Here is a 26957-nt window from a genome sequence, read left to right as displayed (position 1 = left end):
TTTTTATTTAGGGTAATACCTAACACAATCGTCTTATTAGTAACAGACGAATAATCAACTAGTAAGAAATTACTAAAAACCTAAGATTCTCGTTTTTAAATAATGTTATTTTAGTATTACTTGTGGGGGATTATGAGGGTGATCTCCCATAAAGTAATACGAGAAGAGGGTCTCGATAAATTTGAATCTAAACCGATTATTTTAATATGAACAATAAGAGTTTTAATATACTATTTTTTGCCACTTTATTTTGTTTGCCATTAATGGCACAAACTACTTTTAAAACGAAGTATTTCCAAATTCAAGTAGATAATAAGGGGTATATCCATAGTATGAAGAATAGGACAAAAGCTCCTGAACAAGAGTTTAGTCCAACCGATAAACCATCCCCATTCTTAACGTTGTACAATCCCAATAAGAAACTTTATTATTTCCCTCAGAAGGCGAATTATTCGGCTTCAGAGAAAATCATGACGATCCATTTTGATAATGGCTCAAATGCGAGAATTCGGATTGATGAAATGGAGAAATACCTAAAATTCAAATTACTTTCCTTAACGAATTCTAATGAGATTGATGTAATTCAATGGGGATCATATCATACCAATATCACTAATCTGATGGGAGAAATCATCGGGGTTGCGCGTGACACGAGTGAATCCGTGAATTATGCAATCGGGATGCTAGCATTAAATGATAATACGATTGGAGGTACAGCAGATATTCAGGGTGATGCAGCTCCATTTCAATATGTTATTCATTCTCCAGACCCCAAGCGATTTCCATTGCCTATTAGCTTAACAGAGGGGCAGGTTTTTACTTTGGGGGGCGATGGAATCTCTGATGTTGCATTTTACGGACATAAGGAGCCGTATTATCGGATATTATATGGGAATGCTGCTGAATTAGACAAAAACGGTCGGATTTCCATTACTTACCAATCTCGAGATAGGAGAAAGGAGCGTGAGGTTTATTATTCCTTAATTCCGAATATGGCTGCAAACACTCCTAATCATTTAATGGTTGAGGCATTGCCAAGGGTGGATTATATAGGATCAAGCATTGCACTTTGGGGGAGTCCGGACAGTACAGCATTGTTGGATGTGATACAAGATATTGTGATGAAAGAGGGATTGCCCTATCCGATGGTTAATGGGAAATGGATCAAAGACCCTGCGGCTTATGTTCCAGATATTCTGACAGAAGGTGGAGAATATGACCATATGATCGATTATGCAGCTCAACTTGGTTTTAAAGCAATAAGTCTGTATGACCAAGGATTTTTAAAACCGGACCGCGGGAATGAAGGCTATATTGATGGAAAGGATTTCTCCAAAAAACCATTGAAAACTACCTCAGGAAATTACTCGCATAAAGAGTATGGCGCCCTTGCAAAAAAGCAGAATTTATTTATTGGGAGAACCCCAATTACCAATTCATTAGCACCAGGAACTAAAGATGCGAGTCCAGTTCCTAGTGATAGTATCTGGTATCAGCAAAAAAGAGCATTGGCGCAGAATATTTCAGCGGATGATACTTTGATTTATGTTGATGACCCGACCCATCTGGAAGAAATAGGAAGTTGGGAAGGTCATGCTAAAAGTTTGAATATTATTAAAATAGGAAAAGAGTTGATTCATTATTTAGGAGTTTCAGAAAGCAAGCCTTACCGTCTGTTAAATGTTACTCGTGGGTACTGGGATACGAAAGCAACAGCTCATAAAGCATATGATACGCTATATAAATTACAAGTAACCCTGAATTATGGTTATGATGGATTAATTCCGAATATGGCCTTACAGGATAAAATTGCGGAGTATTATGCGGATATATGTCAGCTCAATAATATAAATTATTATGATTTTGATGGTCAGGAATTCCTATTCAATAATGGCCATGGATATTATTCAGCAAAGCGATTTTTTAGAAAAATGTTTGAAAGAGCGAAGGTTTTGGGTGTTGAAGATATACGTTTTACGGGAGCCACCTTATCAGAGGGGTCATGGCATTATCAAAGTATATGGAATGTCGGTGGAGGAAAGAATCTTTATGATGCAGAAACCAGAGAATGGGGAAGTGCAACCAGTCAGGGTAAGGATTTAAGAGATGTATCTTATTCTAACTACTTTCCAGTAGGGATGGGCGGTAATTTTCCAATTACAAAGGATTCCAAGGTTGAGGATTATGAGCATATACAAGCCATGGCAGTCGGCACAGGAGCGACCTATAGTTTAAAATTGAATCAAAAAAATGTGGAAGCTTGTCCGCAGAAGGATGAAATCTTTAAGGTAATCCGTACCTGGGAGAATGCAAGAGCAGCAAATGCATTTCCTCGCTGGGTAAAAAAGATGCTTGTTGACCCCAAAAATAGTTTCAGGTTGGAGGAGTTAGATCAGAATACCTGGAAATTATATAAGATTGATCATTCAAATGCTAATAAGGAATTATTAGCCACATTGAAAAGGGCAAAAGGTTATTAAGATGAAGGATAGTTTCTAAAAGTAAAAAAGTATTCTGGATACTATTCAATTGTACAAATTTTGTCCGCATAAGGTCTTTTTAGGTCATTCGACTTAATAAGTGTTTAATTAGGTGTAATTTAAGCCTAGTCTTCGCCAGAGGGCTAGGCTTTGTTTTTTTAGGCTAAAGTTCTTATCTTAATTCTATAAACCTTAACATCCACGATTTTTATGAGAGATTTAAACCTTAATCGTCGACAATTTATTTTTGGTACAGGAGCATTATTATCCTTGGCAGCCTTGCAAAATGCAGGATTTGCAGCCGAGATATTAGCTTCGCATCGAGTAGCCTTGATTGGTGCGGGATGGTATGGAAAGAGTGATTTATTCAGGTTAATGCAGGTGAGTGATGTGGAGGTTGTTGCGGTTTGTGATGTGGATAAGAATCATTTGAATGAGGCTGCAGAGTTGATAGCGCAAAAGCAAAAGTCCAAAAAGACACCTAAGAAATATTCAGATTATAGGAAGTTATTGGCAGAGAATAAACTGGATTTGGTTTTAGTTGGTACACCTGATCATTGGCATGCATTGATAGGGATTGCGGCAATAGAATCAGGAGCACATGTCTACCTTCAAAAACCGATTAGTGTGGATGTATTAGAAGGTGAGGCCGTAGTTGCAGCCGCTAGGAAGCATAATAGAAAGGTTCAGATTGGAACACAAAGGCGAAGTACTCCGCATATGATTGATGCTAAGGATAATATAATTGGAAAAGGTTTATTGGGGAAGATTTCCCATGTTGAGATGTGTTGTTATTATCATATGAAAAGTAATGCGAATCCAGCTGAAGAGCCCGTTCCGGACTTTTTGGATTATGAAATGTGGACAGGTCCAGCGCCGATGAGAGCTTACGATGGTTTGCCTCATGGGGGTTGGTGGCGTGCTTTTATGGAATATGGAAATGGAATAACGGGAGATATGTGTGTGCATATGTTTGATACGGTAAGGTGGATGTTGGATTTGGGATGGCCCAAAAAGATAACAGCAACTGGTGGAATATATGTTCAAAAGGAGGGGAAGTCCAATATTGCTGATACGCAAACCGCTATTTTTGAGTATGATGATCTGGACTGTGTTTGGAACCATAGAACTTGGGGTACAGCAGCTGATCCTGAATATCCATGGGCATTTTTCATTTATGGGGATAAAGGAACTTTAAAAGGAAGTACCATGAAGTGGGAGTTTATTCCTACAAAAGGGGAAAAGATTATCCGAGATGTAGTTTACGAAAAGGAACAATATCCCGAAGATCTTAAAGAGCCAAGGATTGAGTTAAATGCTGCTCCAGCAACAAGAAGACAGATGCAAAACCTATTAATGGCAATTGATAAAAACACTTTGCCGGTGGCAGATGTTTTACATGGACATATTTCTACTGCATCATGTATTTTGGCAAATCTTTCCATGGAATTAGGTAGGCCATTGGTTTATGATTCAGAGAAAAAGATATGTGTTGATGATCCAGAGGCTACAGATAGGTTAAAAAGAAAATATAGGGCTCCTTGGAAACATCCTTATCAAGGAGCATAAAGATTACTATTTTATGTTGTTTTGAATGGCCTGAAAGAGCTTCCTAAAGCTATGCTTAAGTTCTTCAGGCTCTTCTATTTTTATATGGTCAGCAAACATCATTAGCCAACGAGGGAATTCATGTTCTATATCTCGAGTTAGAAAGGTCATCTCAATTTTATCATCAATCTTTTGTTCAGATTCATAACCATAATTGGTTCTTTGCCAGCGCATATAAGGGGCGAAATGACGATTCACTAATATTCTAGCTTTTATTTTTGGTAGTTCATGGAAGTTTTGAGTGGAAATATATTCATCAATGGATATATGCCTTTTGGAGAAGTTGGTCTCTTTACTTTCAATCTGCGCAATTCGGTCACTTCTGAATTGTCTAAAATCTTCCCTTTGTAAGCAATAGGCAACGATATACCAGAATCCTATTTCATGGACGATTCCGATTGGCTCGATTATTCTAATTTGGGCTTCATCATCCTTAATCCCTTGATAGTGGATGCAAATTTGTTTTTTATTGGCAATAGCTTCGATTGCGGTACTTAAAACATGTGGGACTTTTTCAGGGAAAATAGGAACATGCTGTTTTCGCATGATAATATTCTCCTGCATATTGGTTACCAGATCCTGATCATGGCTTTTAAGGATTGCCTTAATTTTCATCAAGGCCGAAGCGTAAAGTGCCACACCGGCTTTGTCCAGGTATTTTTCGGCTAACTTTTCAGTTGCTACAAAGCAAAGCGCCTCCTCCTTACTGAATGATACAGGAGGCAGCCTATATCCATCCATAATGCTATATCCCATTCCAGCTTCGCCAATCAAAGGTACCCCAGCTTGTTCGAGGCTTTTGATATCCCTATAGATTGTTCTAAGACTAACGTCAAATCGATCAGCTAATTCTTGGGCTTTCACCACGCGTTTAGATTGAAGTTGAATCAATATCTCAACGATGCGGTCAAATCTTTTTTTGATATCTACGGACATGAATAGGTAGGCTTAGAGTTCACTGAGCTTAAAAGTGTCTTTTAGTCGGATTCCTTTTTCAGTATATTGTAATGTAGCACATTCGTTTACTGAATCATGTTCTAAAAACATGATGTATTCATTATCGACGATTTCCGTCCAATAATCTTGACGCTCTTGCATGGTCACAAGAGGTCGGACATCATAGCCCATCACATACGCAATTGGAATATGACCAACCGATGGAAGCAAGTCTGCCATATAAAGGATGGTTTTTCCTTTATATTGAATTTGTGGCAGCATCATGGCTTCTGTATGGCCATAAGCAAAGCGCATATGGATTTCAGTATCATATTGAGGATTTTCAATGTCAATAAAATTCAATTGACCACTTTCCTGGATTGGGAGGATGTTTTCCTTGAGGAAAGAAGCTTTCTCTCTTGGATTAGGATTAACGGCCCATTCCCAGTGATCTTTATTGGACCAATATCTAGCATTATTAAATGCGGGGAGTAGTTTTTCGCCTTCACGAATAATGGCTCCACCACAATGGTCAAAATGTAAATGTGTAAGAATAACATCCGTAATATCATCCCTATGGAACCCTAATTTGTTTAATGATTTATCCAAGGTGTCATCACCATGCATATAATAATGGCTGAAGAACTTTTCGTCCTGTTTATCACCGATTCCCGTATCGACCAGAGTCAACCTTTTCCCATCTTCAATAAGCATCAATCGAGTAGCCCAGGTACATAAATTCTTTTCATCAGCCGGATTTGTTCTTTGCCAAATGCTTTTAGGTACCACTCCAAACATGGCTCCACCATCTAATTTAAATAATCCAGTATCTATGCTATGTAGTTTCATTTTCCTTGCTTTATGATAAAAACTCAACCTCAGGTATTGGAAAACCTGATTAAATATAAAAATGATGTTTTCAGTTGGGTTAATCAAATAGAAGTTGAGATTTTAGGGATTTGGGTAGAAAAAGTAATAATGGTATTTAATACTGTAATCCATATAACAATAAGATTATCAATTGTATTGAACTTTGTATAAACAAAAGGAGGAAATAAAATGAATACAAATCGGAGAGAGTTTTTAAAAGCTAGTTCATTAGCTGGCTTAGGATTAATCAGTTCTACCGTTTTTGCTGGTATTAAAGAAGAAAAGGTGGATAATAAAGCAAATACCTCAATAAATCAGAATGCTGGTAAGAGGTTGCTAGGTTCTGGAAAACATCAATTGCAAGTATCCGCAATTGGTTTGGGATGTATGGGAATGAGTTATCACCGGAGTTTTGTTCCAGACCGTAAGGTTAGTATTAATCTGATCAGAGAAGCTAATGACTTAGGTGTTAATTTTTTTGATACCGCAGAGGCTTATGGCCCTTATTTGAATGAGGATTTAGTTGGAGAGGCATTAGCACCGATAAGGAAAAATGTGGTACTTGCCAGCAAATTCGGATTTATTGATGGAACTCCTTCAAAAGGGCTTGATAGTCGTCCGGAGACGATTAGAAAGGCAGTTGATGAATCCTTAAAACGATTAAAGACGGATTATTTGGATTTATTGTATCAGCATAGGGTAGATCCGAATGTTCCGATGGAGGATGTTGCAGGAACTATTAAAGAATTGATTCAGGCAGGCAAGGTTTTGAATTTTGGGTTGAGTGAAGCAAGTGTAGATAATATCAGAAAGGCACATGCAATTCAGCCTGTCACTGCGCTACAAAGTGAATATTCATTGTTTACCAGAGATCCGGAGAAGACTGTTATTCCAGTTTGTGAAGAGTTAGGAATTGGTTTTGTGCCTTATAGTCCGTTAAGTAGAGGACTAATTACAGGCTATATCAATGAAAGAACTAAATACAATGCGCAAAATGATAATCGTCCTGCCTTGCCGAGATATCAGCGAGATGCGATTCTTGCAAACTGGCCATTAATAGAATTATTGAAAGATTTTGGAGATCAACGCGGATTGACCGTTGCTCAAGTTGCATTAGCATGGTTATCCGCTCAAAAATCTTTTATCGTTTCTATTCCAGGGACTACTAAACTGGCTCATTTGAGAGAGAATTTTGATTCTAGTTTATATCAATTTGATGCCCAAGAATTGATGGAGTTAACCGCCAATTTGGATAAAATAAAAATTGTAGGGGAAAGAGCGGTTGGGCAACAGGCTCAGCAGATAAAAAATTAATAAAGTAGCCCTAACAATTCTGATTAATTTCAGTTTGATATTATAATAGTTAATATGAAAAATTGAAGAGATTTATGAATTTGAGGATAATAATGGTTTTACTGGTGGTTTTTTCTTGTGGAAAGCTGTTTTCTCAGGAAAAAACGGAGAAAAATATAGAAAAAGTCTCAAAACAGTTGGTTCGGATTGCTGAAATTGAAGTTTTGCCTGAGTATTGGGAGGAATACAAGGAAATTTTGCTTCAAGGAGCAAGGGAATCGGTAGAAAAAGAGGAGGGGGTGGTTTCCATTTTTCCGATGGAGATGGATTCAGGGTCTTATAAAATTCGGATTTTGGAAATTTACAAAAGTAAAGAAGCTTATGATCAGCATATTCAGTCCAAGCATTTTCAATTTTATAAGACTACGACCTTGAAAATGATTAAAGACCTGAAATTAGTTGATATGAAATCCTTGGATTTGGATTTACAGAAGAAGATTTTTATTAAGGAGAATGGTGAATTGGTTAATGGACAGTAAATACTGTAATAATGGTAACTGAAACCGTAAAATGTATAAAAATTGAGGGCTAGATATTGAGATATTTGGGGTGTTAGTTATTGTTATTTTATAAATAAATAGCATCTGTTGAGGGGAAAGGGAAATTCCCCTCTTTTTTTGGTGATTTGGTACAAATATGTCGCCCCTATGGGGCTGTAAGGTGGTAAATAATTCTTTGCTACAAATATATCACCCCTACGGGGTTTGAAAATGCAGAGTGGAATGCTTATCGATTAAATGAAACTATTGTATGGCGGATTGCATGTGCCATACAAATATGCCACCCCGATGGGGCTGAACGTTGGTAAATATTCTTTGCTACAGATATGTCGCCCCTCTGGGGTTTGAAAATGCAGGGTGGAGATAAAAACTCCAGAGGAGTTTAATGTTAGTAAAAGGATGTAATACGAAATAAGCCCCGACCGAATGCAATCGCTAAAGCGATTGCATTCGGTCGGGGCTATTCATTAATAATACCGGGTTACTAATATTGAACCCCTATGGGGTTCTTAAAAACGCTGACGGGTTTGTTGGTGAGGTTATGGACAAATAGATGGGATATAAAAAGGGCGTATGCGATACGCCCCTACCCATATTTGGATAAAAATAGATTCTTCGCTGCGCTCAGAAAGACAGAAAAATTGGGTCAGGGTTTTGGTGAAAAACAGGTTTTTCGGCATTGCCGAAGAACCTGTTTTTCACCAATACCTAATGTAATTATATGATTGTCATTCCGAATCGAAGATGAGGAATCTATTTTTTAGAGACTTGAATGACGAATATGCCGCCCCGATGGGGCTGTACGTTGGTAAATATTCTTTGCTACAGATATGTCACCCCTAAGAGGTTTGAAAATGCAGGGCAAAATGCCTATCGGATAAATGAAAAGATTGTAGGGGCGGATTGCATACGCCCAACATACATGCCGCCCCTATGGGGCTGTAAGGTGGTAAATATTCTTTGCTACAGATATGTCGCCCCACTGGGGCTGTACGTTGGCAAATATTCTTTGCTACAGATATGTCACCCCTAAGGGGTTTGAAAATGCAGGGCAAAATGCCAATCGGATAAATGAAACGATTGTAGGGGCGGATTGCATACGCCCAACATACATGTCGCCCCGATGGGGCTGTACGATGGCAATTGTTATTTTCTACAAATATGTCACCCCTATGGGGTTCTTTATACGCTGACTGGTTTCTGGGCTGTGGTTATGGACAAATATTTGGAATATAAAAAGGGGTAATCTTTTGATTACCCCTGGAATATGTTTATTATTTTATTCTTAGTGAATAAATAGTAATTCGCGCAATTTTGGCAATGGCCATTTCGCGTCATCAACGATTTTTTCTAGTTTGTTGACGTGGTAGCGAATTTCGTCGAAGAATGGTTTTACAACTTCGTCGTATGCGATTGCTTTCTCGCGCATATCATCGATAGTGTTTGCTTTTTTACGTGCTTGACGCATTTCCTCAGATTTCTCCAGGATAAAGTTTACATGTTTCGAAATACGCTCTAGGTAGTTCAATTGAGAACTGTATGCTTCTTTGTTTAAGCCTAAATCTTTCAATCCTCTAACATTTTCGATCAATTGATTTTGATAAACTAAACATGCTGGGGCAATCTGGCTAGTTACAACATCACCAATTACACGAGCCTCAATTTGAAGTTTTTTGAAGAAGTTCTCTAAAAGGATTTCATGTCTAGCTTCAGACTCACGTCTTGAGAAAATTCCTAAAGTTTCGAATAATTCCAAAGATTCAGGTTTTACATATACGTCAAGAGCCTTTGGAGTGGATTTAATGTTTGATAAACCTCTGTTTGCCGCTTCAATTTCCCATTCTTCGCTATATCCATTTCCTTCAAAACGGATAGCTTTGGAATCTTTAATGTATTTACGAACCACATTTAAGATAGCTAGATCCTTTTTCGTTCCTCTTTTGATTTGCTTGTCAACTTCATTTTTGAATTCAATCAGCTGTGTAGCAACGATTGCATTCAAGATTGTCATTGGCAGGGCAGAGTTTGCTGAAGAACCAACAGCGCGGAATTCAAATTTATTACCAGTAAAAGCGAAAGGCGAAGTACGGTTACGGTCGGTGTTATCCAATTTCAAATCCGGGATTTTAGGGATTCCGTGCCATAGGTTTGCATCTGCTTTAACTTTTTTAGCAACACGAGCAGATTCAACTTCTTCAAGGATTTCGTCCAATTGAGAACCTAAGAAGATAGAGATAATTGCTGGAGGAGCCTCATTAGCACCAAGGCGGTGGTCATTTGAATGACTAGCAATAGAAGCTCTTAATAAATCAGCATGTTCATATACTGCTTTGATGGTATTGACGAAGAAGGTCAAGAACATCAAGTTATTTTTAGGAGTTTTTCCAGGTGATAATAAGTTAACACCTGTATTTGTAATTAAAGACCAGTTATTATGTTTTCCGGAACCATTAACTCCACTATATGGTTTTTCATGTAATAAGACCTTAAAATTATGGCGAATGGCTACTTGTTCCATTACGTTCATAAGCAATTGATTATGGTCGATTGCCAGGTTGATCTCTTCAAACATAGGAGCGCATTCAAATTGCGAAGGAGCTACTTCGTTGTGGCGAGTTTTCAAAGGAATACCTAGTTTTAAGGCTTCGTTTTCAAGGTCAACCATGTAAGCTAATACGCGCTCAGGGATAGCACCGAAATAATGGTCTTCCAATTGTTGTCCTTTTGCTGACATGTGTCCGAATAGTGTTCTACCCGTCAATTGTAAGTCAGGACGCGCATTATATAGGGCAAGGTCAACCAAGAAATACTCTTGTTCGATACCCAAGGAAGCATTTACTTTCGTAACGGCTTTATCAAAATATTGAGCGACATCCGTAGCAGCTTTGTCAATTGCAGCTATAGCTTTTAACAAAGGAGCTTTATAGTCTAAAGATTCACCGGTGTATGAAACGAATACAGTAGGGATACATAAAGTCTTACCTGCGCCAGTTTCGAAGATGAAAGCAGGAGAAGAAGGATCCCAAGCAGTGTAACCTCTAGCTTCGAAGGTATTACGGATACCACCATTAGGGAAGGAAGAAGCATCTGGTTCTTGTTGTACTAATGCATCAGCATTGAATTTTTCGATAGCACTACCATCGCTGTCCGGTTCAAAGAAGGCATCATGTTTTTCAGCTGTAGATCCAGTTAAAGGTTGAAACCAGTGGGTATAGTGCGAGGCACCATTTTCTAAAGCCCAAGTTTTCATTGCTTGTGCAATGAAGTCCGCTAATTCTCTGCTAATTTGTTTTCCTTCGTCGATTGAAGTTTTTAACTCACTAAAAGTTGACTTTGGAAGATAATCTCTCATTTTGGAGATGCTAAACACATTTTTGTTAAAAATGTGAATTGCGCGTTCTGAATTTACCTCAGTTGTTTCATTAAACATGTGTTTTGAGGCAGTTTCAACTGCGGATAGTCTGGAGTTTAACATGCTGTTAATATTATTATTTTAAGTTTTTTGTTGATTACTGTGTGAATCGATCTAAATTTTTATCAAAAGTATAGTAAAAATAAGTTAGTTGAGTAATTTTTTTGAAAAAAAATATAAAAACTGTCCGAATTTGATGTTTTTTAACAAAAACAGGTGGTAATTTCGGAAAATTACCACCTGTTTTGATTGAGTTTTGTAAAATTAGTCGACTTCAAGTCCCCAATCTATTCCTTTTTCGGTTGCTTTGACACCTTTTTTGATCCAATTTGCGGCAGGTTTACCTTTTAGGAAGTGGTCAAAAAACTGAGCTTCCCTAATTTGGATATCTTTTCGGTTTTGTCTTTGAATTAAATTATGGTCATCGCCATTATAATTCAACAACCATACTGGTTTATTTAATCTTCGCAATGCGGTAAAGAATTCAATTCCTTGATACCACGGCACGGCACCATCATTGTCATTATGCATAATAGCCACTGGCGTATTTACTTTATCCATAAAGAAGAGTGGAGAGTTTTCTATATATAAGTCTCTAGCTTCCCAAAGAGGCTTACCAATACGGCTTTGGGTATTTTCATATTGAAATTGTCTGGACATTCCAGTTCCCCAGCGGATACCACCATAGGCAGAGGTCATGTTGACAACCGGAGCACCAGACCAAGCTGCTGCATACATGTTGGTACGGGTAATTAGGTGAGCGACTTGATATCCGCCCCAGCTTTGACCTTGAATTCCCATTTTCGTAGAGTCTACCCAGTTGTTATTTCTTGCGAGGTAATGCATTCCAGAGTTAATAAATTCTTCAGCTGATCTTCCTGGGTATCCAGTTTCGTAGCGAATATCTGGAGCAAAAACGAGGTAGCCATTGCTCACAAAATAAGGGATATTCAAACGAGAAGGAGTAGGAGCAGGAGCTTGGTAAGTATATAAGCCATCGGACAAAGTTTCGTAAAAATATGCGATTATCGGATATTTTTTGTTAGGGTCGAAATCTTCAGGTTTATAAAGAATTCCTTCCGATTTATATCCTTTTGGAGTTGTCCAATGCACTAATTCAGCAGTACCCCAGTTGAAGTTTGCTTGTTGCGGATTGATATCACTCAATCTAGTTTCATTTTTGAAATTTGCTAATAAATATAAGTCTGGAGAGTGTTTGTAATCTTCTTTAGTGTAAATGACCTTATTTAATTTCTCATCAGCGCTCAACATTCTATAGGTATGAGGTCCAGACCACATTTTGCTGATATCCTTTTTCCCTAATTTATAAAGTCCTTGGTTTTTATCAGTTTTATTGAAACCTGTTAAGAATATAGTTTTAGAATCATCAATTTGCGTGTAATTGATTCTAGGGTCTTCATTTTTAATAAGTTCTTCAATTCTATAGACCATTTGATTTTTTCTTCCTAGTCCATGACTTAGGTTTGTTTTGGTTTTTCCATCCAAACTAAGTTTCCAGACATCATAACGATCATTGATATAGATAAATTTACCGTCTTTGGACCAGCCTGCGGTACCATAAGGTCCTGGAGCTGCCGGTACATCATTTTCTTCGTCGACAAAGCTCACTTGTAAGCCTTCATTCAGTTGATGGGTAGTTTCGGTAGCAATATTAAAACTATACCAATTTCCATTTCCACGGTTGAAGTATACAATATAATCTCCGTTTGGAGCTAAAGATGCATATCCAGAGTTTGATTTGGTAACTACTTTATTTTTACCAGAAATAGTAGAAATAGCGTAAATATCTGTGCGCATTCCACCTTCCCATTGGGTTTCAATTCGGTATTCTTTATCTGAAGTTGCCATAGCCCATTCATTATCAGCATTGCCAGTCAGCGTTATTCGGTTAAAAGTCTCATCAGATAAAGGAATAATATTTCTATTTCCAGATAGATTTATCATTGCTGTATAATTTCTGGAAAGATCTCTTTTCAAATTTACCAGCTGCATAGGTTGCAGATAATCATCTTGCCAGTGCCAAATATCAACTTTAGCATGTTCAAATTCCACCAGCGTGGTGTCTTTTACTCTAGGAATTGGAGCCAAGCCGAAGAACAATCTTTTCCCTGATTTACTAAATGTTAATGCTCCATCACCTGATACGAACCAGTTTTGAGGTATTCCTTGCGTATTCTTATCAGCGAGGATGGTCGCTGAGTCTTGTGATGTTGTGTAGTAATAGAGTTTGAACTCTTTTAGAAGTGACTTTTCAGGAGTTTTATCAGCTAGAAAGCTTAATTGTTTTGTAGCATCATCAAACTGAATATTCTTGTAATTCCCTTTTCCGTTGCTGATTTTCTTTTTGGATTTGTCTGCTAAATCCATAATAAAAAGTCCAGATTCATTTAAAGTGTCTTTTTCAGGACCTTTGATAGAATATACCAAGAATTTTCCATCATCACTCCATTCATAGGTGTCAGCCTTTAAGATATTGCTTGTATCCTTGGTGTTAAGATTTAACAAAGTCAGGGTAGGTGTTGGCTTCTCTTTTTTTGAGCCATTTTTAGTTTTACTGCTATCTGAAGGGTTTGTAACTACAGTTTCATGTAGGAAAGCAACGTAGTCATTTCCATCTTTTGCAATTTTATATGATTTTACCTGAGCGAATTTTGTGCTTTGATTCTTGTGGATATCAAATACCAAAATCGAGTCCTTAGGCATTTCGTCAGGTTTTTTCTTTTTAATTTTTGCTTGTCTAACATCCTGAAAAGGTGCTTTTATCAAACTTAGGAGATGCTTTTCATCTTTCGTTAATTTTAAATCTGCAGCCCGTGGGATTTGCAATAAAGTTTGATTATTTGAATTTTTCAGAAAAGCGAGACTATTGCCTTCTTGTGGAGTAACGCTATAATAGATAAGATTACCGGATTTACTGATTTCCGGTCTACTGATGCTATTCCAGGAGTCATAAACAGTGTGATCGATAGGTTTCTTTTGCGCATAAGTTAGGGAAGCAGCACATAAACCTAGGATAAATAAGCCAAATTTACGTTTCATATAATTTGATGTTTGGAATTTCAATAATACCCAAAATTTCCTAACTTAGGTTGGGATAAAGGATAACATTTTTAATATAATCACAACTATTCGGGACTTATGAAAAACAGCGGAATTATTATTAGCATAATTGCAGGGCTTTCAATCATTGTCTTTGCCTTGATTTTTGGGAATGCTTACAAATACAAGTATAAGAATTCGAATACGATCAATGTGACTGGTAATGCGATGACCAACTTTGAATCTGATATCGTTAAATGGTCGGCATCCTTCAATCGTAAATCCATGGATTTAAGTGAGGCTTCAGAGCAATTAAAAAGGGATCGAGATATGGTCAAGGATTTTTTAGTTCGCCAAGGAATTAGTGAAAAGGAGATTTTATTCAATGCTGTTAATATCAATCGCGACTTCAATTATCATACCGATCAGAACGGAAATAGCTATAATACTTTTACGGGCTATAGCTTATCTCAAAATGTTTCCATTGAATCGAAGGATTTGGATAAGGTTGCAAATGCATCTCGTGAGATTTCGACCTTGATTTCCCAAGGAGTTGAGTTGAGTTCTAATTTGCCAAACTACTATTTTTCGGGTCTTGAGGATTTAAAATTGAAATTAATTTCTGAAGCATCTCAGAATGCCAGAGTTAGAGCGGAGAATATTGCTAAAGAAGCCGGTTCATCATTAGGAAGTCTTGTAAAAGCTGATTTAGGGATTTTCCAGATTACTGGACAGAATGAAAACGAAGAATATTCTTACGGTGGTGCCTTTAATGTGACTTCCAGAAAGAAAACTGCAAATATTACTGTGAAGACAAGTTATTTGTCGGAGTAGTATTTAGTATTTAGTATAGAGTATTTAGACTGATTGCATGCAGGAAAAAAGAATTGGGGAGTATTTAGACTGATTGCATGTGGGAAAGGAGTAGTGGGGAGTATATAGTTTTCTGTATTGTGGAAAGATTATTATAGAAAAAGGGAATTGACTAAATCAATTCCCTTTTTCTATAATATATTTTTTGTATTGATACTATCCTTATGGATCGATTCTTACGAATTTACCGTCTTTATCGAATACCAGGTCTAGTCCGTTGGTTAATTCAACATCGTAGCCGTGTTTTTCTTTTTCAATGCTATTGATTCCGGCGTTAGCATAGTTTTGTTTTACATAGGAATTAATAGATGCAGGGATCAAACTTTCTGGTAAGGAGGTGGTATCTGCTTTTGCATCGATATCCAACCATTCACCATTTTTATCAAATTTGATTTCAATTCCATTGTCTAACAATACATCATATTCTTTTCCTGATAGGCCTTCTTTTTCTTCAACAATTGAAAGAATTTTTACATTATTAAAATGTTGATTTAGAAATTGCGAAGCAGTACTTGGCAATTGATCTTCGGTTACCACTGTTTCTTTGTCGCATGACATTGTAAGAGTTGCAATTGAAAATAAGATAGTGAAAGCTAGAATTAATTTTTTCATGTTTATTAATATTATTTAGTGTGTTTATTTAATTAGTCATCGATTTTTACGAAGTCAGCATTCTTATTGAATTTCACTTCGATTCCGTTTGTCAATTCGACTTCGTATCCTTTTCTGTCTTTTTTGATTTGTACGATATTATTGTCAGGAAAGCTTTTTTGAACGTAAGTTTTAATTTTTGCAGGAACTATTTCTTGTGGTACAGCTGCTGTATTAGCATCTACTTCTGTCCAGTTTCCTTTGCTATCGAATTCAATTTCGATTCCACTTGCTAGAACTACCTTGTATTCAATAGGAGATAGGGTTTCCTTTTCAGATTTTGTTAATGCTACTTTATCTTTTGCGTAATGTTTTTGAATAAAGGATTGTGCTGGCTGCGGTAAATTCGCTACTTCAATTACTTTTTCTTGTCCGATTGCGTTGAACGATGATCCAGCAATCAATAATACCATTAATGTTTTTATTAGATTTTTCATATCGTTTAATTTTTTGTTTAATCAAATTTCTATGTCAAATCTGGAAAGAATTGGGAATGATGGGAGTTTTAAGGAATTATTTTGATTTTTTTAATGAAAAATGTTGTTCAGCATTCAAATATTCATATCCAATTTGGAGATCAGGGTATTTTTCAAGGATAGTTTGAACGATGGAAAGACCAAGGCCATTGGATTGGCTGTCTTGATTGCCTTTGTTGAAACGCTTAAATATATATTCGGGATTAAGGGCAGTTGTTTGACTGCTATTCGCAATGTCTAATAAGTTTTTATCAATAGTAATGTTAATATGTCCTGAGCTAGTGTTGTATTTGATGGCATTTCTTAACAGGTTTGATATTAGAATATGTGCTAAATCAAGATTTATTTGAGCAACGAATTGATCATTCTCAATTAGATTAATGGAAATTTCCTTGAATTGAATGAAGTCCTGTAGTTCTTCCAATTTTTTTTGGATAAGATCATTAAAATTCACCTCTGTTTTACTGTTATATTGATTATTATCAATTCTAGAAAGCATCAAGAGTGATTTATTGAGAGAAACCATTCTGTGTAATGCCTGTTTGGCTTCTGCTATTTTAATTGTTTTGTCTTCAGGAAGATCACCTTCTTGGAGAAGGAGGTCTAGTTTACCAATTGTAATGGCCAATGGAGTTTGAAGTTCATGGGAAGCATTTTCCAAGAAAAGCTTTTGTTCTTCGAATAGACCCTCATTTCTATCGATCATTTTCTTGATCTGAACATTTAATTCCTGGAATTCTTTAACCTTTGTTTCCGTACTTTCAAATGATTTGGGATGGCCAAAGCGATAATTGCTCAGGTTATGAAGGATTGTTTGAAAGGGTTTCCAACCTTTACTCATACCGAAATAATTAATGATCAGGATGCTGAGAACAATTACAAGGTACAAAACTGCTAATGCTACAGCCAAATTAATCAAGTAATCATCTTCTTCGACAGTAGAAGTTCGAATTTCAAGGCTATAAGGTTTTCTATCTTTAGAATAGAATCCAGTTTTAAGAATTCTATAAGGTTCATCTTCATCATCATAAGGCATGTACATGAATTCCCTTGAGAAATGATTCTTGTCAATATCCTCTTTTGGTTCAGAGGGAAGAATCTTAAATTGGTTTATGCCATATTCTTTGTTGTTATCAATTATTTCAGGGTTATTATAAGCTTCACGAATAATTTCCAGCTTTTGGTTTTTCAAGCCATCATCAATATTGTCATAGACCTCGTCCATGAGGAAAGCATAAAATAGCAAAGCCCAGATTGCCATAATGATCAAAATAGCAATTGCCAGGAACCTGTTTGTATAATATTTAATTGATACTGACATTAAACTAATTTATATCCAACACCATAAACTGCTTGAATATCCATATTGGCATTGGATTCTTTTAATTTTTTTCGAATATTTTTTATTTGCGAGTAAATAAAGTCGAGATTATCGGCTTGATCAGTATGATCACCCCAAACTGACTCCACCAAGCTCGTTTTTTCCAATAATCTATTTGGTCTCAAAAGAAAATAATAGAATAAGTCGAATTCCTTTCTATTTAATGAAATAGGGCTGTTATCAACATAGACAATTCTACTGTCTGGGTTTAAGCTTACATTTTTATAAGAAACCAACTGTTCGCCATCATTTGCATTACGTCGAATGATAGATTTTATCCGGGCTAACAGTTCCGCGAGATGGAATGGTTTTGCCAGGTAGTCATCTGCGCCAATTTCTAGACCTAAGACTTTATCCTCAACCGAATCTTTTGCTGAAAGAATCAAGACAGGTTGCTTTTTATGTTCATCCTTTAATGCCCTTAAGATATCCAAACCACTTCCTCCAGGTAACATGATGTCGAGGAGAATGCAATCATATTCATAATTCATGACCTTTTCCAGAGCTGAATTATAGTCCATTGCAGATTCAATCAAGAAATTCTCTGATTTTAGAAATTCTTCAATTGTTAGCAATAGGTCTTTCTCGTCTTCTATAATTAATATCTTCATTCTATGTATCAGTACAAATAAGTAATTGAATTCTGGAAAGAATCTGGAAAATACTTTAAGTTATAGAATTACCTTAGCTCCAGCATAGAAATTTCTAATCGGAGCGGCATTGAAATAACGATTTCCCATAGCATTGATGTCATTTCCGAGGCTATATTTTTCATTGAGAATATTATCAGCACCAGTAAAAATCTGTAATTTATATTTAGTGGATATCGGTGTCAACCAAGATATTTTTGCTTGTAAAACATTGTATTTAGAAGCAACTACTGTATTAGCATCATTTAATGGAATACTTGAAGTATAGTTGTGTAAGATGTTTAAATCTATATTTTTAATAAATTTCAAGGATAATGTATTTGCCCATATCCAATTGGGAACTGAAGTAACCTTATTACCGTTGAAATTATTGTTTCCAATGACATAGTCTTTAAACTTATAATCTTGATAAGTGAGGTTGCTTGACAAAATCAGACCTTTTAAGAAATTGCCATTTTCATTTGAAATAAGTTGAGTCAATATAGAAGCTTCGATTCCCTTTTGGTCAATTTTTCCGGCGTTTTGAAAGAATTCATTTCCGGCATCATTTAATTGTCTAATAATACCATTATTCATTTGGTAAAGGTAGGTAGCAATGTCAGCAATAAAGCGCCTATCTTGACTTTCGAATCGTAGTCCAGCTTCATAATTTGTGCCTGTTTCAGGTTTTAGATCCTGATTGATTTTATTGTCTGAGGATCTTACTTCAGCAATAGTTGGTGTGGAATAACCTTTGGAAAGAGACGCCCTAATGGCAAGATTATTTGTAGCAGCATATGCAAGACCTACTCTTGGCATCCAGGTATTATCAAAGTTAATTTTTCCATGAGTCATATTTTCATCAACTGCATTTCTGGTGAATTTTATATTGTTGAAATTTAGACCAATAGATGCTTCTGCTGAAAGTTTTTGATAAAGCTTGGTTTTGAATCTATAAAAGTAAAAATGTTGCAGATTTTCAAGGTTATCATCATCAGTTAAATCCCCCATTATTCCAAGCTTATTTTCATGATTTTTGACATGATACCATCCATTTTGACCTTCAGCTCCTAATTGCATTTCCCATAAAAAGTCAGAGGATTCAATATTTTCGTATGAAAAATAGGTTCGAAATCCCAGGTTGTTTTCCTTTCTGGTTTCATAATTGGTAATAAAAGGGTTTTCGAGGTCGGTATGGCTTCCAAAAACAGAGGTTACATTTTTCAAATTCTTGGTGATTTGATACTCATTGGTGATTCCTCCGATAAAGGTTTTGTTGTAGATTCCAGCTTTTTGGTCCTTAGCACTTGGGAAAGGTCCTCCCGCAGGTCTAAATTGGGTTGGGTCATCATCATACTGTTGTTGAGTCAGACCACCTGGGGTTTGATAGCCAATATCCGAATAGAGTGCAAATACCTTAAGTTTTCCAAAGGAATTATATTTCCATTGATGTGCTGTTTGAAAAAAGAGCTTATCCATGGCTGTATGTTGCCTGTAGCCATCAGATCGGAGGTAGGCTTGGTTAAAAGAGAAATTGTAATTCTCATTGACCTTATGATTTACCTGCAGTTGCTCATGGAATAATCCAAAAGAACCGCCTGACAGCATTAATGATTTTTGATTATCAATTTGTCCGAATCCTTCAGGAATGAATCTTATAACACCAGCAGAGTTAGGACCAAAGAGAGATCCATCAGGACCTTTTATGATTTGGATACTATTTATCCCAATAGGGTCTAATAAATTCAGGTAGGTATTACCACTCGCATCGGTAAAAGGAATTTCATCTAAATAAATCTTGGTATTACGAACGCCAAAGGGAGAACGTAGCATACTTCCACGAAGTGCAAGTCTATAACTACCTGGAGATCTTTCTTCCATTCTCAATCCAGTGGTGGTATTGATGGCACTCAGAAAATTACTAGGTGATTGAGACTCTAACAGCTTTTTGGTAACTACTTTTGCGGAGCTGGTCAAGTCGAGCATAGCTTGCGCATTGAAATGAGCTTTGATTTCAATAGGCGCTATTTCATTAATAGAAGTATCCGTACTAGTGGACTGAGCATGAGCGGAAAAGTAAAAGAAAGTTAAAGAGCAGCTTAAAAAGCTAAAGATTTTAAAATACATGTAGGATGATATCTATAAAATATTAAATAATAATTGTTTAGAATGCTTCATTTAAACCTAAGAATAATCCATGTTGACCAAATTTTCCAAATGCATAGTCAATACAGAGATTGGTTCTGGTGGCTTTATTAAAGAGTAATCTTAAACCAGCACCTGCTGCAGGCTGCCAAGTTTGGAAGAGTTTAGTTCCCATTTGATCATTTGCAGTTTGAACATTCGCAAAGACGACCCCACTCAGAAACTGGTTTCTAAGAATAGGGTATCTATATTCAATCTCTGAATAAAAGAAGGAAGCGCCTTTAAAGTATCCCATGGTATATCCGCGACCACTTCGGGCATAGGTATCTTTTGCAGTTCCGGGCAAGTCAATATATGGGAGTTTTCCTGCGAGGTTGTATGATCCAAAATTCCAAAATGCTAAAACATGGTTTGGTCTATCCGTGGAGAGCTGCCAATATTTTCTAAAATCCGTTTGCAGTTGATAGGCATTATGCGTACTTCCTAACCAGGTTTGATTCATTCTAAGAACCATGTCGAAATAATAACCTTTGTAAGCCGAATTAGGATTATCTCGGGTCATGTACTGCATATTAAGCATAAGTCCATTATTATTCACTCTGGTAGGGTCAAAGTCATTCCAACGGCTGTAGATTTCAACAGGAGCCATATTTTCTTGATTACCGACTGTAGTAAGTTGCCGTTTCAATTCAAAAAACACCCCCACACCTACAAAAGCACCTGGAAACAGTTGTTTATATATTCTTTCATTGATAGTATAAGCCATGTATTTGTTAACATAACGTTGTCTATCGGGGTTATTCAATATTAATTCTTCCTCGGTTGGATTTGTCAAAGGTCCACCGATTCCAAGACCATAATCTAGTCCAACTGCTTTGGCTACCATTGCTCCGCCTTTGATGTTCCATTTATTTCCGGGCGTATAGATGTCGTGAAGAAGATATCCTACAATAATTCCTCTTGTGGTTGCACTTAATGCTGTTGCTGCAATGGACATTGTTGTATTGGGTTCATTTCCGAGGATTTTACCTCCTACAGCTTTAATTCCAATTTGAGCACCAATTGATGGGTTGTAATTTATATTGGGGAGGTAGGAGATTGCAGATCTTTTTCCTGAAGGCTTCTTTTTGTCTTTTTTAAAAGGGTTAATATCATTGAAAGCATCTACGATATCGTAAAGATGTGCTGTTGGCATAATGCTATCCCTTTGTTCTTTAGTGCTTACAGTATCATGAATCTGTATTTGGAGCGCATAGGAAGGGATTTGAATAAAGGATATGATTACTAATATTAACAGCTTTAAGCGCATTTTATGTTTGTTATCGGTTGATTATGTGGTCAAAGACTTTCCATTTGGGGTAAAAATATTATTTATCTCTGATTACATATTAAGATTTATGTCATTTTAGCGGTTAAATTTATCCAAATGTCCAAGTAAGCCTGTTAGACCACCTGTATGAATAACCAATATCTTACTGTTCGGTTTGAAATAATCTTTTTCTAGAAGGTCGAATACAGCGTACATTAATTTGCCTGTATAGGTTGGTTCGATCATAATCCCTGTTGATTCAATAAATTGCTGGATAAATGAAATGAGTTCAGGAGTAGTTTTTGCATATCCAAAACAATGGTAATCCAAATGCAATTTGATTTTTTGAGTATCTATTTCCCAGTTTGAAAATTCATCCAATAAATGATCAGCTCCTTTTAATACAGGAATACTATGGACCGTAGTTTTTAATTTTTTCTGCTGAATTCCTAGTTGAATTCCAGCTACTGTAGTTCCTGTACCTGAGGCTACAAAGATATGATCGTATTCGTTTTTTAATTCATCAATAATTTCAGAACAGCCCAGTAAGCCAAGTTCAGATTTTCCACCTTCGTCAATAAAATAATCATTTTCACTGTTGTGATTAAAAACGAAAAGGTCATGTTTATTTTTATAGGATTCTCTATCTACAAATCTGAATTCCATTCCATATAAGCGACACATATCCAGGACAGGATTTCGAATTTCTTCACCACGTACATAAGCGATAGCATTGAAACCAAATTGGGCTGCTGCGGCGGCTGTAGCTAGGAGATGATTGGACCAAGCACCTCCGAATGTTACTAAATTTTTGATATTTTGTGATTTAGCATGTTCCAACTGATGTTTTAGTTTACGCCATTTGTTGCCAGAAATAAAGGGGTGAATTTTATCATCTCTTTTCATGAAAAGAGAGATTCCATTTTTCAAGAACCTGGGGTTTTGTATCTGTTCTTCAGGGCTGAAAATTTCGAATGGGAAATGCATGGTTGTAAAATTATGCTTTTTTCTTTGAGGAAAAGGAATGATTATAAAAATGCTATTTTTGCAGCATGACAGATCATCTTGAGAACGAGCAGGACGAGCAAGAGCTTTATGAACATTTAAGGATAGTTGCTGATAAGGGGCAGGCCTTATTGCGTATTGATAAATTCTTGATGAATAGGGTAGAGAATACTTCTAGGAATCGAATTCAGAATGCGATAGACGCAGGTACCGTCAAGGTCAATGAAAAGGTGATCAAGGCCAGTTATAAGGTTAAACCCCTAGATGTCATTACGGTTGTTTTACCAGATCCACCTCGTGATACGGAGGTATATCCAGAGGATATTCCTTTAGAAATCGTTTATGAAGATGATGATGTTTTATTAGTTAATAAAGAGGCGGGTATGGTTGTTCATCCTGGATTCAATAATTATACAGGTACCTTAGTAAATGCTTTGACCTTCCATTTAAATCAATTACCTACATTACCTGGGAATACCGGACGTCCGGGCTTGGTTCATCGCATTGATAAAGACACCTCAGGTTTATTAGTTATTGCAAAGAGTGAATGGGCGATGACCTTTTTGGCGAAGCAATTTTATGAACATAGCATTAGCAGAAAATATGTAGCCTTGGCTTGGGGAGATATTGCAGAAGATGGGACTGTTTCGGGCTATATCGGTCGAAACTTGAAGGATAGACGAATCATGGATATGTATGAGGATGAGGAAAAGGGGAAATGGTCTGTCACCCACTATAAGGTTTTGGAGCGTTTAGGCTATGTTACTTTAATAGAGTGTCAACTAGAAACCGGGCGTACTCATCAGATTCGTGCTCATATGAAGTCCATTGGACATCCTTTATTTAGTGATGAATCATATGGTGGTGATAAAATCCTTAAAGGGACGACATTTGCGAAGTACAAGCAATTTGTAGAGAATACTTTTAAAATACTATCGCGTCAAGCCTTGCATGCCAGGAGTTTAGGATTTATTCATCCAAAAACGAAAGAATTTGTGCATTTTGAAGTACCAATTCCGGAAGATTTCCGTTTAGCATTAGAGAAATGGAGAAGTTATAGCTCAAATAATCAAAGTTAGATTCTTAAAAAATTTATGCCCACACATTTTATTAATAATAATGGTGCAATAGTACCTCAGGATACGACAATTTTAGATGTAGATAGTCGTGCGTTTCGTTATGGAGATGGAATTTTTGAAACGATGTTATGGAGAGATGGAGACATTCGGTTTTTAGATCTTCATTTGGAAAGATTGCATGAGAGTATGGAAATGCTTCATTTTGATGACAAAGATCAATTTGATAGTTATTTTGTTCGTACTAAGGTAGAGGAGTTGTTACGTAAGAACAATATGGTTGGGCAACAGGCGCGGGTTCGATTGATTGTTTATCGAGAAGGCGGAGGATTATATAGTCCTGAGACTAATAAAGCAGGTTATATTATTCAGGTAGATCGTAAGCCAGAAACCCTAAGAGATAAAAAGACAGGGCTAATAATCGATATATATACAGAATACAAGAAGTCATATTCGGAATTATCAAAGATTAAATCAAACAATGCTTTAATTTATGTTATGGCAGGTTTATTTAAGAAAAAGAATGCCTTTGATGAGGTTTTGATTCTTAATCAATCTGGTAATTTATGTGAAGCCTTAGCGTCGAATATTTTTGTTTATTATGATAAGGTGTTGTATACACCGGCGATTTCAGAAGGTTGTATCGCTGGGGTTATGCGAAGAGTTGTGATGGATATGGCGCAGGAGCAAGGTATTGAAGTTGTGGAGGCCGAAATTAAGCCGGAAATTGTCAAGGTTGCAGATGAGATTTTTTGTACAAATGCTGTTGAAGGGATTCAATGGGTAATGGGGTATAAGCATAAGCGTTATTTCAATAAAATTTCCAGAATTTTTCAAGAAAGATTAATGACTTGGTCTTATGAAGTTGAGGAATAAGGATTGAAATAATATTAGCTGAATAATATTATTAGAAAAGGGCGATAAATTTATCGCCCTTTTCTTTTTATAAATAGTTATTTGTGATTCTAAGCTAAATCAATACTGATTATTTATCCCCTTCGGAATTAGTTTTTTACTAATTCCACATTCACTGTAATTGCCACTTCAGGAGCTACAGCATCAATTCCAGCAGGAGTTTTATCTGCATATTTGATATTGTAGTCGAATCTGTTGATAGACGTTGTTGCTGTGAATCCAGCACGAGTTTTTCCCCAAGGATCGATTATTGTTCCGTTGTTTTGAGTGACATTAAAAGTCACTGGTTTTGTAACATCTTTAATAGTTAGATCACCTGTTAATTTGAATTTACCTTTTCCAGCTTTTTTAAGGGTAGCATTTTTAAGGCTCATTTTAGGAAATTTTTCAGCACTAAAGAAGTCATCACTTTTTAAGTGGTTGTCTCTTGCTTCAATACGCGTATCGATGCTGTTAACATCAATGTCAAATTTGACAGTTGCGTTATCGAAGTTAACAGAGTCTTTTGAATCTACTTGACCTTCCAATTTGGTGAATTGACCATCAACAAAAGCGATTCCTAAGTGTTTAATTTCAAACCTTGCATTCGTATGGGCAGGGTCTACAGTCCATTTAGTTTGTGCAAATGCAATGTTGCACACAAGAACTAAAGAAGTTAATAAGCTTAATAGATTTTTCATTGTATGAGATTTTATTTTTCGTTTTCGTTTAATACTGCAAAAATTGGGATAAAATAATACATGGACATTGATCTATGATAATAAATGAAAATAGTTGAAAATTGTTTATTGGATTTATTGTGAGGCTATTTAGCTACAATAAAATATAGATTAACAAGAATTAAAATGTAATGGAAAAATTAAATATATTTATTGTGTTATTATGTATTGAAAACACTTTTAACTTGGGTTAATATATTATTTAGGCTGATGGCTAATAATTGTATAAAATACGTTTTAACAGAAAGAATTATGATAATAAATTAATAAAGCTGTTAAATATTAACAGGGAAATCAACATAAATTAATAATGAAAATGGGACCAGAAATAGAAAGTGCAGTTAAGCGAGGTGACACCGTCTATTTGGATAAGAACCTCAATTTATCGAATATAAATGGGGTAAATGAGCAGTCGCAGAATTTATTAATGGTTACTACTTACCAGCATGATTATCCAATGGCGGCATTTTTAGTAAAGCGAGGTGCTGATCCGAATCAACAAGATGATTTATTAAATAGTCCATTTTTGTATGCGGGTTCTGCAGGGTATTTAGATTTAGTAAAGTTATACTTGGCATACGGCGCTCGATTTGATGTATTCAATCATGATAATGAGACTGCCTTAATCTCAGCTGCAGAGAATGGACATGTGGATGTAGTACGATTATTAGTTCATACAAAGAATTATCCAATTAATCATATCAATAAAAAAGGCTATACAGCATTAATAAAAGCCATAATATTTGGAGATGCTGGGAAAGATAATGTAGAAATCATCAATCTCCTCTTAAAGGGAGGCGCAGATAAGGATATCGTTGATCAAGACGGAAAAACTGCTATTGATTATGCAACACAAAAAGGTGCTTCTGAAATAATTGAAACCCTACAAATGTATTAATAAGAGAAAGAGAAGGCTTTAACAGTTTAGCTTCTTTAAAACCTTCTCAATTCTTTTTCTTTTGCTTTCTTTATCGATTTCATTTAATCGACTGCTTACAGTTTCTTGAAATGGTTTACATGTAACTGAGGTTATTTTTGGAGCTAGAATTTCTGTATACATAGGCAATTGATTTGTTGGGCAATTTTTTAGTTGCATTAATATCATCGGGAATATCAAATCTGCATATTCCTTTTCATCTAATAGAATTGCAAGAATTTCAATAAAATTATCCCTAGTAATCACTGAGCCCTGTTCTGTAGCTTGTTCTAATACCAAAATATTTTTAAAAATCTGTTCGGCATTTATTGGAGTTATTTTTTTTAAAGCGGTCATTGCTCCCCATTGCAGTCGGTTATTTTTGCTTTTTAGGGCATCAATAAAATCTTGAATAAAATCAGAAATGAGTTCTGGAGTATGTTCTGCCACTTCATATAATACCTTAATACTATCATTTTGGAAATCCTTATTTTTTCCTTTCAGGAGTAAAACCAAATCTTTGACAGCCTGACTGTCTTTGTTGTTTGAAATTAATTGAGCAAGTTCAATGTTTGGAATTTCGTCTCTTCTACCTAAAGATGAGGCTAGTTTTTCTTGTATCATGCTGATTAGGTTATCGATG

At 36.1% G+C, this 26957-nt stretch carries 21 protein-coding genes; 8 read left to right on the top strand and 13 right to left on the bottom strand.

Annotated elements, in window-relative coordinates; translation table 11 throughout:
* The first annotated feature begins 206 nt into the window (after nt 1–206).
* The gene (locus PZ892_RS10440; protein WP_277711065.1) at nt 207–2480 is read left to right on the top strand and encodes a hypothetical protein; all 2274 of its coding nucleotides are present in this window, start codon (nt 207–209) and stop codon (nt 2478–2480) included.
* A gap of 210 nt (nt 2481–2690) precedes the next feature.
* A complete protein-coding gene (locus PZ892_RS10435) occupies nt 2691–4049 on the top strand; it encodes a Gfo/Idh/MocA family oxidoreductase (RefSeq protein ID WP_277711064.1) in 1359 nt (452 codons plus the stop codon).
* Nucleotides 4050–4055: 6 nt separating this feature from the next.
* On the opposite strand, the gene PZ892_RS10430 is transcribed toward PZ892_RS10435, so the two are convergent.
* Together PZ892_RS10430 and PZ892_RS10425 are read right to left on the bottom strand one after the other, a co-directional pair.
* Complete coding sequence (locus PZ892_RS10430; RefSeq protein WP_277711063.1) at nt 4056–5024, bottom strand: YafY family protein; 969 nt, start codon at nt 5022–5024, stop codon at nt 4056–4058.
* Between the two features lie 12 nt (nt 5025–5036).
* On the bottom strand, nt 5037–5873 hold the full coding sequence (locus PZ892_RS10425; protein ID WP_277711062.1) for an MBL fold metallo-hydrolase: 837 nt from the start codon (nt 5871–5873) through the stop codon (nt 5037–5039).
* Between the two features lie 210 nt (nt 5874–6083).
* Here PZ892_RS10425 and PZ892_RS10420 point away from each other — a divergent pair, with 210 nt between their 5' ends.
* On the top strand, nt 6084–7208 hold the full coding sequence (locus PZ892_RS10420; RefSeq protein ID WP_277711061.1) for an aldo/keto reductase: 1125 nt from the start codon (nt 6084–6086) through the stop codon (nt 7206–7208).
* A gap of 74 nt (nt 7209–7282) precedes the next feature.
* Entirely contained in the window at nt 7283–7726 is a 444-nt protein-coding gene (locus PZ892_RS10415) for an antibiotic biosynthesis monooxygenase family protein (RefSeq protein ID WP_277711060.1), read from the top strand.
* 1306 nt (nt 7727–9032) lie between these two features.
* Here PZ892_RS10415 and PZ892_RS10410 read toward each other — a convergent pair.
* Nucleotides 9033–11222: a glutamine synthetase III gene (locus PZ892_RS10410; RefSeq protein ID WP_094282230.1), complete on the bottom strand. Its 2190-nt coding sequence runs from the start codon at nt 11220–11222 to the stop codon at nt 9033–9035.
* Between the two features lie 201 nt (nt 11223–11423).
* Nucleotides 11424–14219: a prolyl oligopeptidase family serine peptidase gene (locus PZ892_RS10405; RefSeq protein WP_277711059.1), complete on the bottom strand. Its 2796-nt coding sequence runs from the start codon at nt 14217–14219 to the stop codon at nt 11424–11426.
* 99 nt (nt 14220–14318) lie between these two features.
* Here PZ892_RS10405 and PZ892_RS10400 point away from each other — a divergent pair, with 99 nt between their 5' ends.
* Nucleotides 14319–15053, top strand: coding sequence for an SIMPL domain-containing protein (locus PZ892_RS10400; RefSeq protein WP_094256740.1), 735 nt, complete (start codon nt 14319–14321; stop codon nt 15051–15053).
* Nucleotides 15054–15254: 201 nt separating this feature from the next.
* Here the strand turns inward: PZ892_RS10400 and PZ892_RS10395 are convergent, their stop codons facing one another.
* From PZ892_RS10395 to PZ892_RS10365, 7 genes are all read right to left on the bottom strand, one after another.
* Nucleotides 15255–15704: a PepSY-like domain-containing protein gene (locus PZ892_RS10395; protein ID WP_094282228.1), complete on the bottom strand. Its 450-nt coding sequence runs from the start codon at nt 15702–15704 to the stop codon at nt 15255–15257.
* Between the two features lie 32 nt (nt 15705–15736).
* Nucleotides 15737–16180, bottom strand: a complete 444-nt coding sequence (locus PZ892_RS10390; protein WP_094256738.1) for a PepSY-like domain-containing protein — start codon at nt 16178–16180, stop codon at nt 15737–15739.
* A gap of 76 nt (nt 16181–16256) precedes the next feature.
* Nucleotides 16257–17540 carry a HAMP domain-containing sensor histidine kinase gene (locus tag PZ892_RS10385; RefSeq protein WP_277711058.1) on the bottom strand — a complete coding sequence of 428 codons (1284 nt, stop codon included), beginning with the start codon at nt 17538–17540 and terminating at the stop codon, nt 16257–16259.
* Entirely contained in the window at nt 17540–18211 is a 672-nt protein-coding gene (locus PZ892_RS10380) for a response regulator transcription factor (RefSeq protein ID WP_277711057.1), read from the bottom strand. Before PZ892_RS10380 ends, PZ892_RS10385 begins: the two co-directional genes overlap by 1 nt.
* A 60-nt stretch (nt 18212–18271) precedes the next feature.
* A complete protein-coding gene (locus tag PZ892_RS10375; RefSeq protein ID WP_277711056.1) occupies nt 18272–20356 on the bottom strand; it encodes a TonB-dependent receptor in 2085 nt (694 codons plus the stop codon).
* Between the two features lie 37 nt (nt 20357–20393).
* On the bottom strand, nt 20394–21683 hold the full coding sequence (locus PZ892_RS10370) for a BamA/TamA family outer membrane protein (RefSeq protein ID WP_094256734.1): 1290 nt from the start codon (nt 21681–21683) through the stop codon (nt 20394–20396).
* A 96-nt stretch (nt 21684–21779) separates the two neighbouring features.
* Complete coding sequence (locus PZ892_RS10365) at nt 21780–22613, bottom strand: pyridoxal-phosphate dependent enzyme (protein WP_347176390.1); 834 nt, start codon at nt 22611–22613, stop codon at nt 21780–21782.
* 122 nt (nt 22614–22735) lie between these two features.
* Between PZ892_RS10365 and PZ892_RS10360 the strand changes: the two genes are divergently transcribed.
* Nucleotides 22736–23767, top strand: coding sequence for an RluA family pseudouridine synthase (locus PZ892_RS10360; RefSeq protein ID WP_277711054.1), 1032 nt, complete (start codon nt 22736–22738; stop codon nt 23765–23767).
* A gap of 15 nt (nt 23768–23782) precedes the next feature.
* Nucleotides 23783–24640 carry an aminotransferase class IV gene (locus PZ892_RS10355; RefSeq protein ID WP_277711053.1) on the top strand — a complete coding sequence of 286 codons (858 nt, stop codon included), beginning with the start codon at nt 23783–23785 and terminating at the stop codon, nt 24638–24640.
* A 128-nt stretch (nt 24641–24768) separates the two neighbouring features.
* Here PZ892_RS10355 and PZ892_RS10350 read toward each other — a convergent pair whose 3' ends face one another.
* Entirely contained in the window at nt 24769–25359 is a 591-nt protein-coding gene (locus PZ892_RS10350) for a YceI family protein (RefSeq protein WP_277711052.1), read from the bottom strand.
* A 355-nt stretch (nt 25360–25714) separates the two neighbouring features.
* Here PZ892_RS10350 and PZ892_RS10345 point away from each other — a divergent pair, with 355 nt between their 5' ends.
* Nucleotides 25715–26296: an ankyrin repeat domain-containing protein gene (locus PZ892_RS10345; protein ID WP_277711051.1), complete on the top strand. Its 582-nt coding sequence runs from the start codon at nt 25715–25717 to the stop codon at nt 26294–26296.
* 18 nt (nt 26297–26314) lie between these two features.
* Here PZ892_RS10345 and PZ892_RS10340 read toward each other — a convergent pair whose 3' ends face one another.
* Nucleotides 26315–26938 (bottom strand): hypothetical protein, encoded by a 624-nt coding sequence (locus PZ892_RS10340; RefSeq protein ID WP_277711050.1) that lies wholly within the window; start codon nt 26936–26938, stop codon nt 26315–26317.
* Nucleotides 26939–26957 lie beyond the last annotated feature (19 nt).

Origin of the sequence: Sphingobacterium sp. WM, from assembly GCF_029542465.1 — a bacterium.
Lineage (GTDB): Bacteria > Bacteroidota > Bacteroidia > Sphingobacteriales > Sphingobacteriaceae > Sphingobacterium > Sphingobacterium cellulitidis.
Note: the sequence above shows the minus strand (reverse complement) of the source record. Positions and strands in the feature narration are given on the sequence as shown.

What these genes read in the sequence shown, in the direction of transcription:
- PZ892_RS10440 (WP_277711065.1), top strand. Translation starts at nt 207, where the DNA reads ATGAACAATAAGAGTTTTAATATACTATTTTTTGCCACTTTATTTTGT.
- PZ892_RS10435 (WP_277711064.1), top strand. Translation starts at nt 2,691, where the DNA reads ATGAGAGATTTAAACCTTAATCGTCGACAATTTATTTTTGGTACAGGA.
- PZ892_RS10430 (WP_277711063.1), bottom strand. Translation starts at nt 5,024, where the DNA reads ATGTCCGTAGATATCAAAAAAAGATTTGACCGCATCGTTGAGATATTG.
- PZ892_RS10425 (WP_277711062.1), bottom strand. Translation starts at nt 5,873, where the DNA reads ATGAAACTACATAGCATAGATACTGGATTATTTAAATTAGATGGTGGA.
- PZ892_RS10420 (WP_277711061.1), top strand. Translation starts at nt 6,084, where the DNA reads ATGAATACAAATCGGAGAGAGTTTTTAAAAGCTAGTTCATTAGCTGGC.
- PZ892_RS10415 (WP_277711060.1), top strand. Translation starts at nt 7,283, where the DNA reads ATGAATTTGAGGATAATAATGGTTTTACTGGTGGTTTTTTCTTGTGGA.
- PZ892_RS10410 (WP_094282230.1), bottom strand. Translation starts at nt 11,222, where the DNA reads ATGTTAAACTCCAGACTATCCGCAGTTGAAACTGCCTCAAAACACATG.
- PZ892_RS10405 (WP_277711059.1), bottom strand. Translation starts at nt 14,219, where the DNA reads ATGAAACGTAAATTTGGCTTATTTATCCTAGGTTTATGTGCTGCTTCC.
- PZ892_RS10400 (WP_094256740.1), top strand. Translation starts at nt 14,319, where the DNA reads ATGAAAAACAGCGGAATTATTATTAGCATAATTGCAGGGCTTTCAATC.
- PZ892_RS10395 (WP_094282228.1), bottom strand. Translation starts at nt 15,704, where the DNA reads ATGAAAAAATTAATTCTAGCTTTCACTATCTTATTTTCAATTGCAACT.
- PZ892_RS10390 (WP_094256738.1), bottom strand. Translation starts at nt 16,180, where the DNA reads ATGAAAAATCTAATAAAAACATTAATGGTATTATTGATTGCTGGATCA.
- PZ892_RS10385 (WP_277711058.1), bottom strand. Translation starts at nt 17,540, where the DNA reads ATGTCAGTATCAATTAAATATTATACAAACAGGTTCCTGGCAATTGCT.
- PZ892_RS10380 (WP_277711057.1), bottom strand. Translation starts at nt 18,211, where the DNA reads ATGAAGATATTAATTATAGAAGACGAGAAAGACCTATTGCTAACAATT.
- PZ892_RS10375 (WP_277711056.1), bottom strand. Translation starts at nt 20,356, where the DNA reads ATGTATTTTAAAATCTTTAGCTTTTTAAGCTGCTCTTTAACTTTCTTT.
- PZ892_RS10370 (WP_094256734.1), bottom strand. Translation starts at nt 21,683, where the DNA reads ATGCGCTTAAAGCTGTTAATATTAGTAATCATATCCTTTATTCAAATC.
- PZ892_RS10360 (WP_277711054.1), top strand. Translation starts at nt 22,736, where the DNA reads ATGACAGATCATCTTGAGAACGAGCAGGACGAGCAAGAGCTTTATGAA.
- PZ892_RS10355 (WP_277711053.1), top strand. Translation starts at nt 23,783, where the DNA reads ATGCCCACACATTTTATTAATAATAATGGTGCAATAGTACCTCAGGAT.
- PZ892_RS10350 (WP_277711052.1), bottom strand. Translation starts at nt 25,359, where the DNA reads ATGAAAAATCTATTAAGCTTATTAACTTCTTTAGTTCTTGTGTGCAAC.
- PZ892_RS10345 (WP_277711051.1), top strand. Translation starts at nt 25,715, where the DNA reads ATGGGACCAGAAATAGAAAGTGCAGTTAAGCGAGGTGACACCGTCTAT.
- PZ892_RS10340 (WP_277711050.1), bottom strand. Translation starts at nt 26,938, where the DNA reads ATGATACAAGAAAAACTAGCCTCATCTTTAGGTAGAAGAGACGAAATT.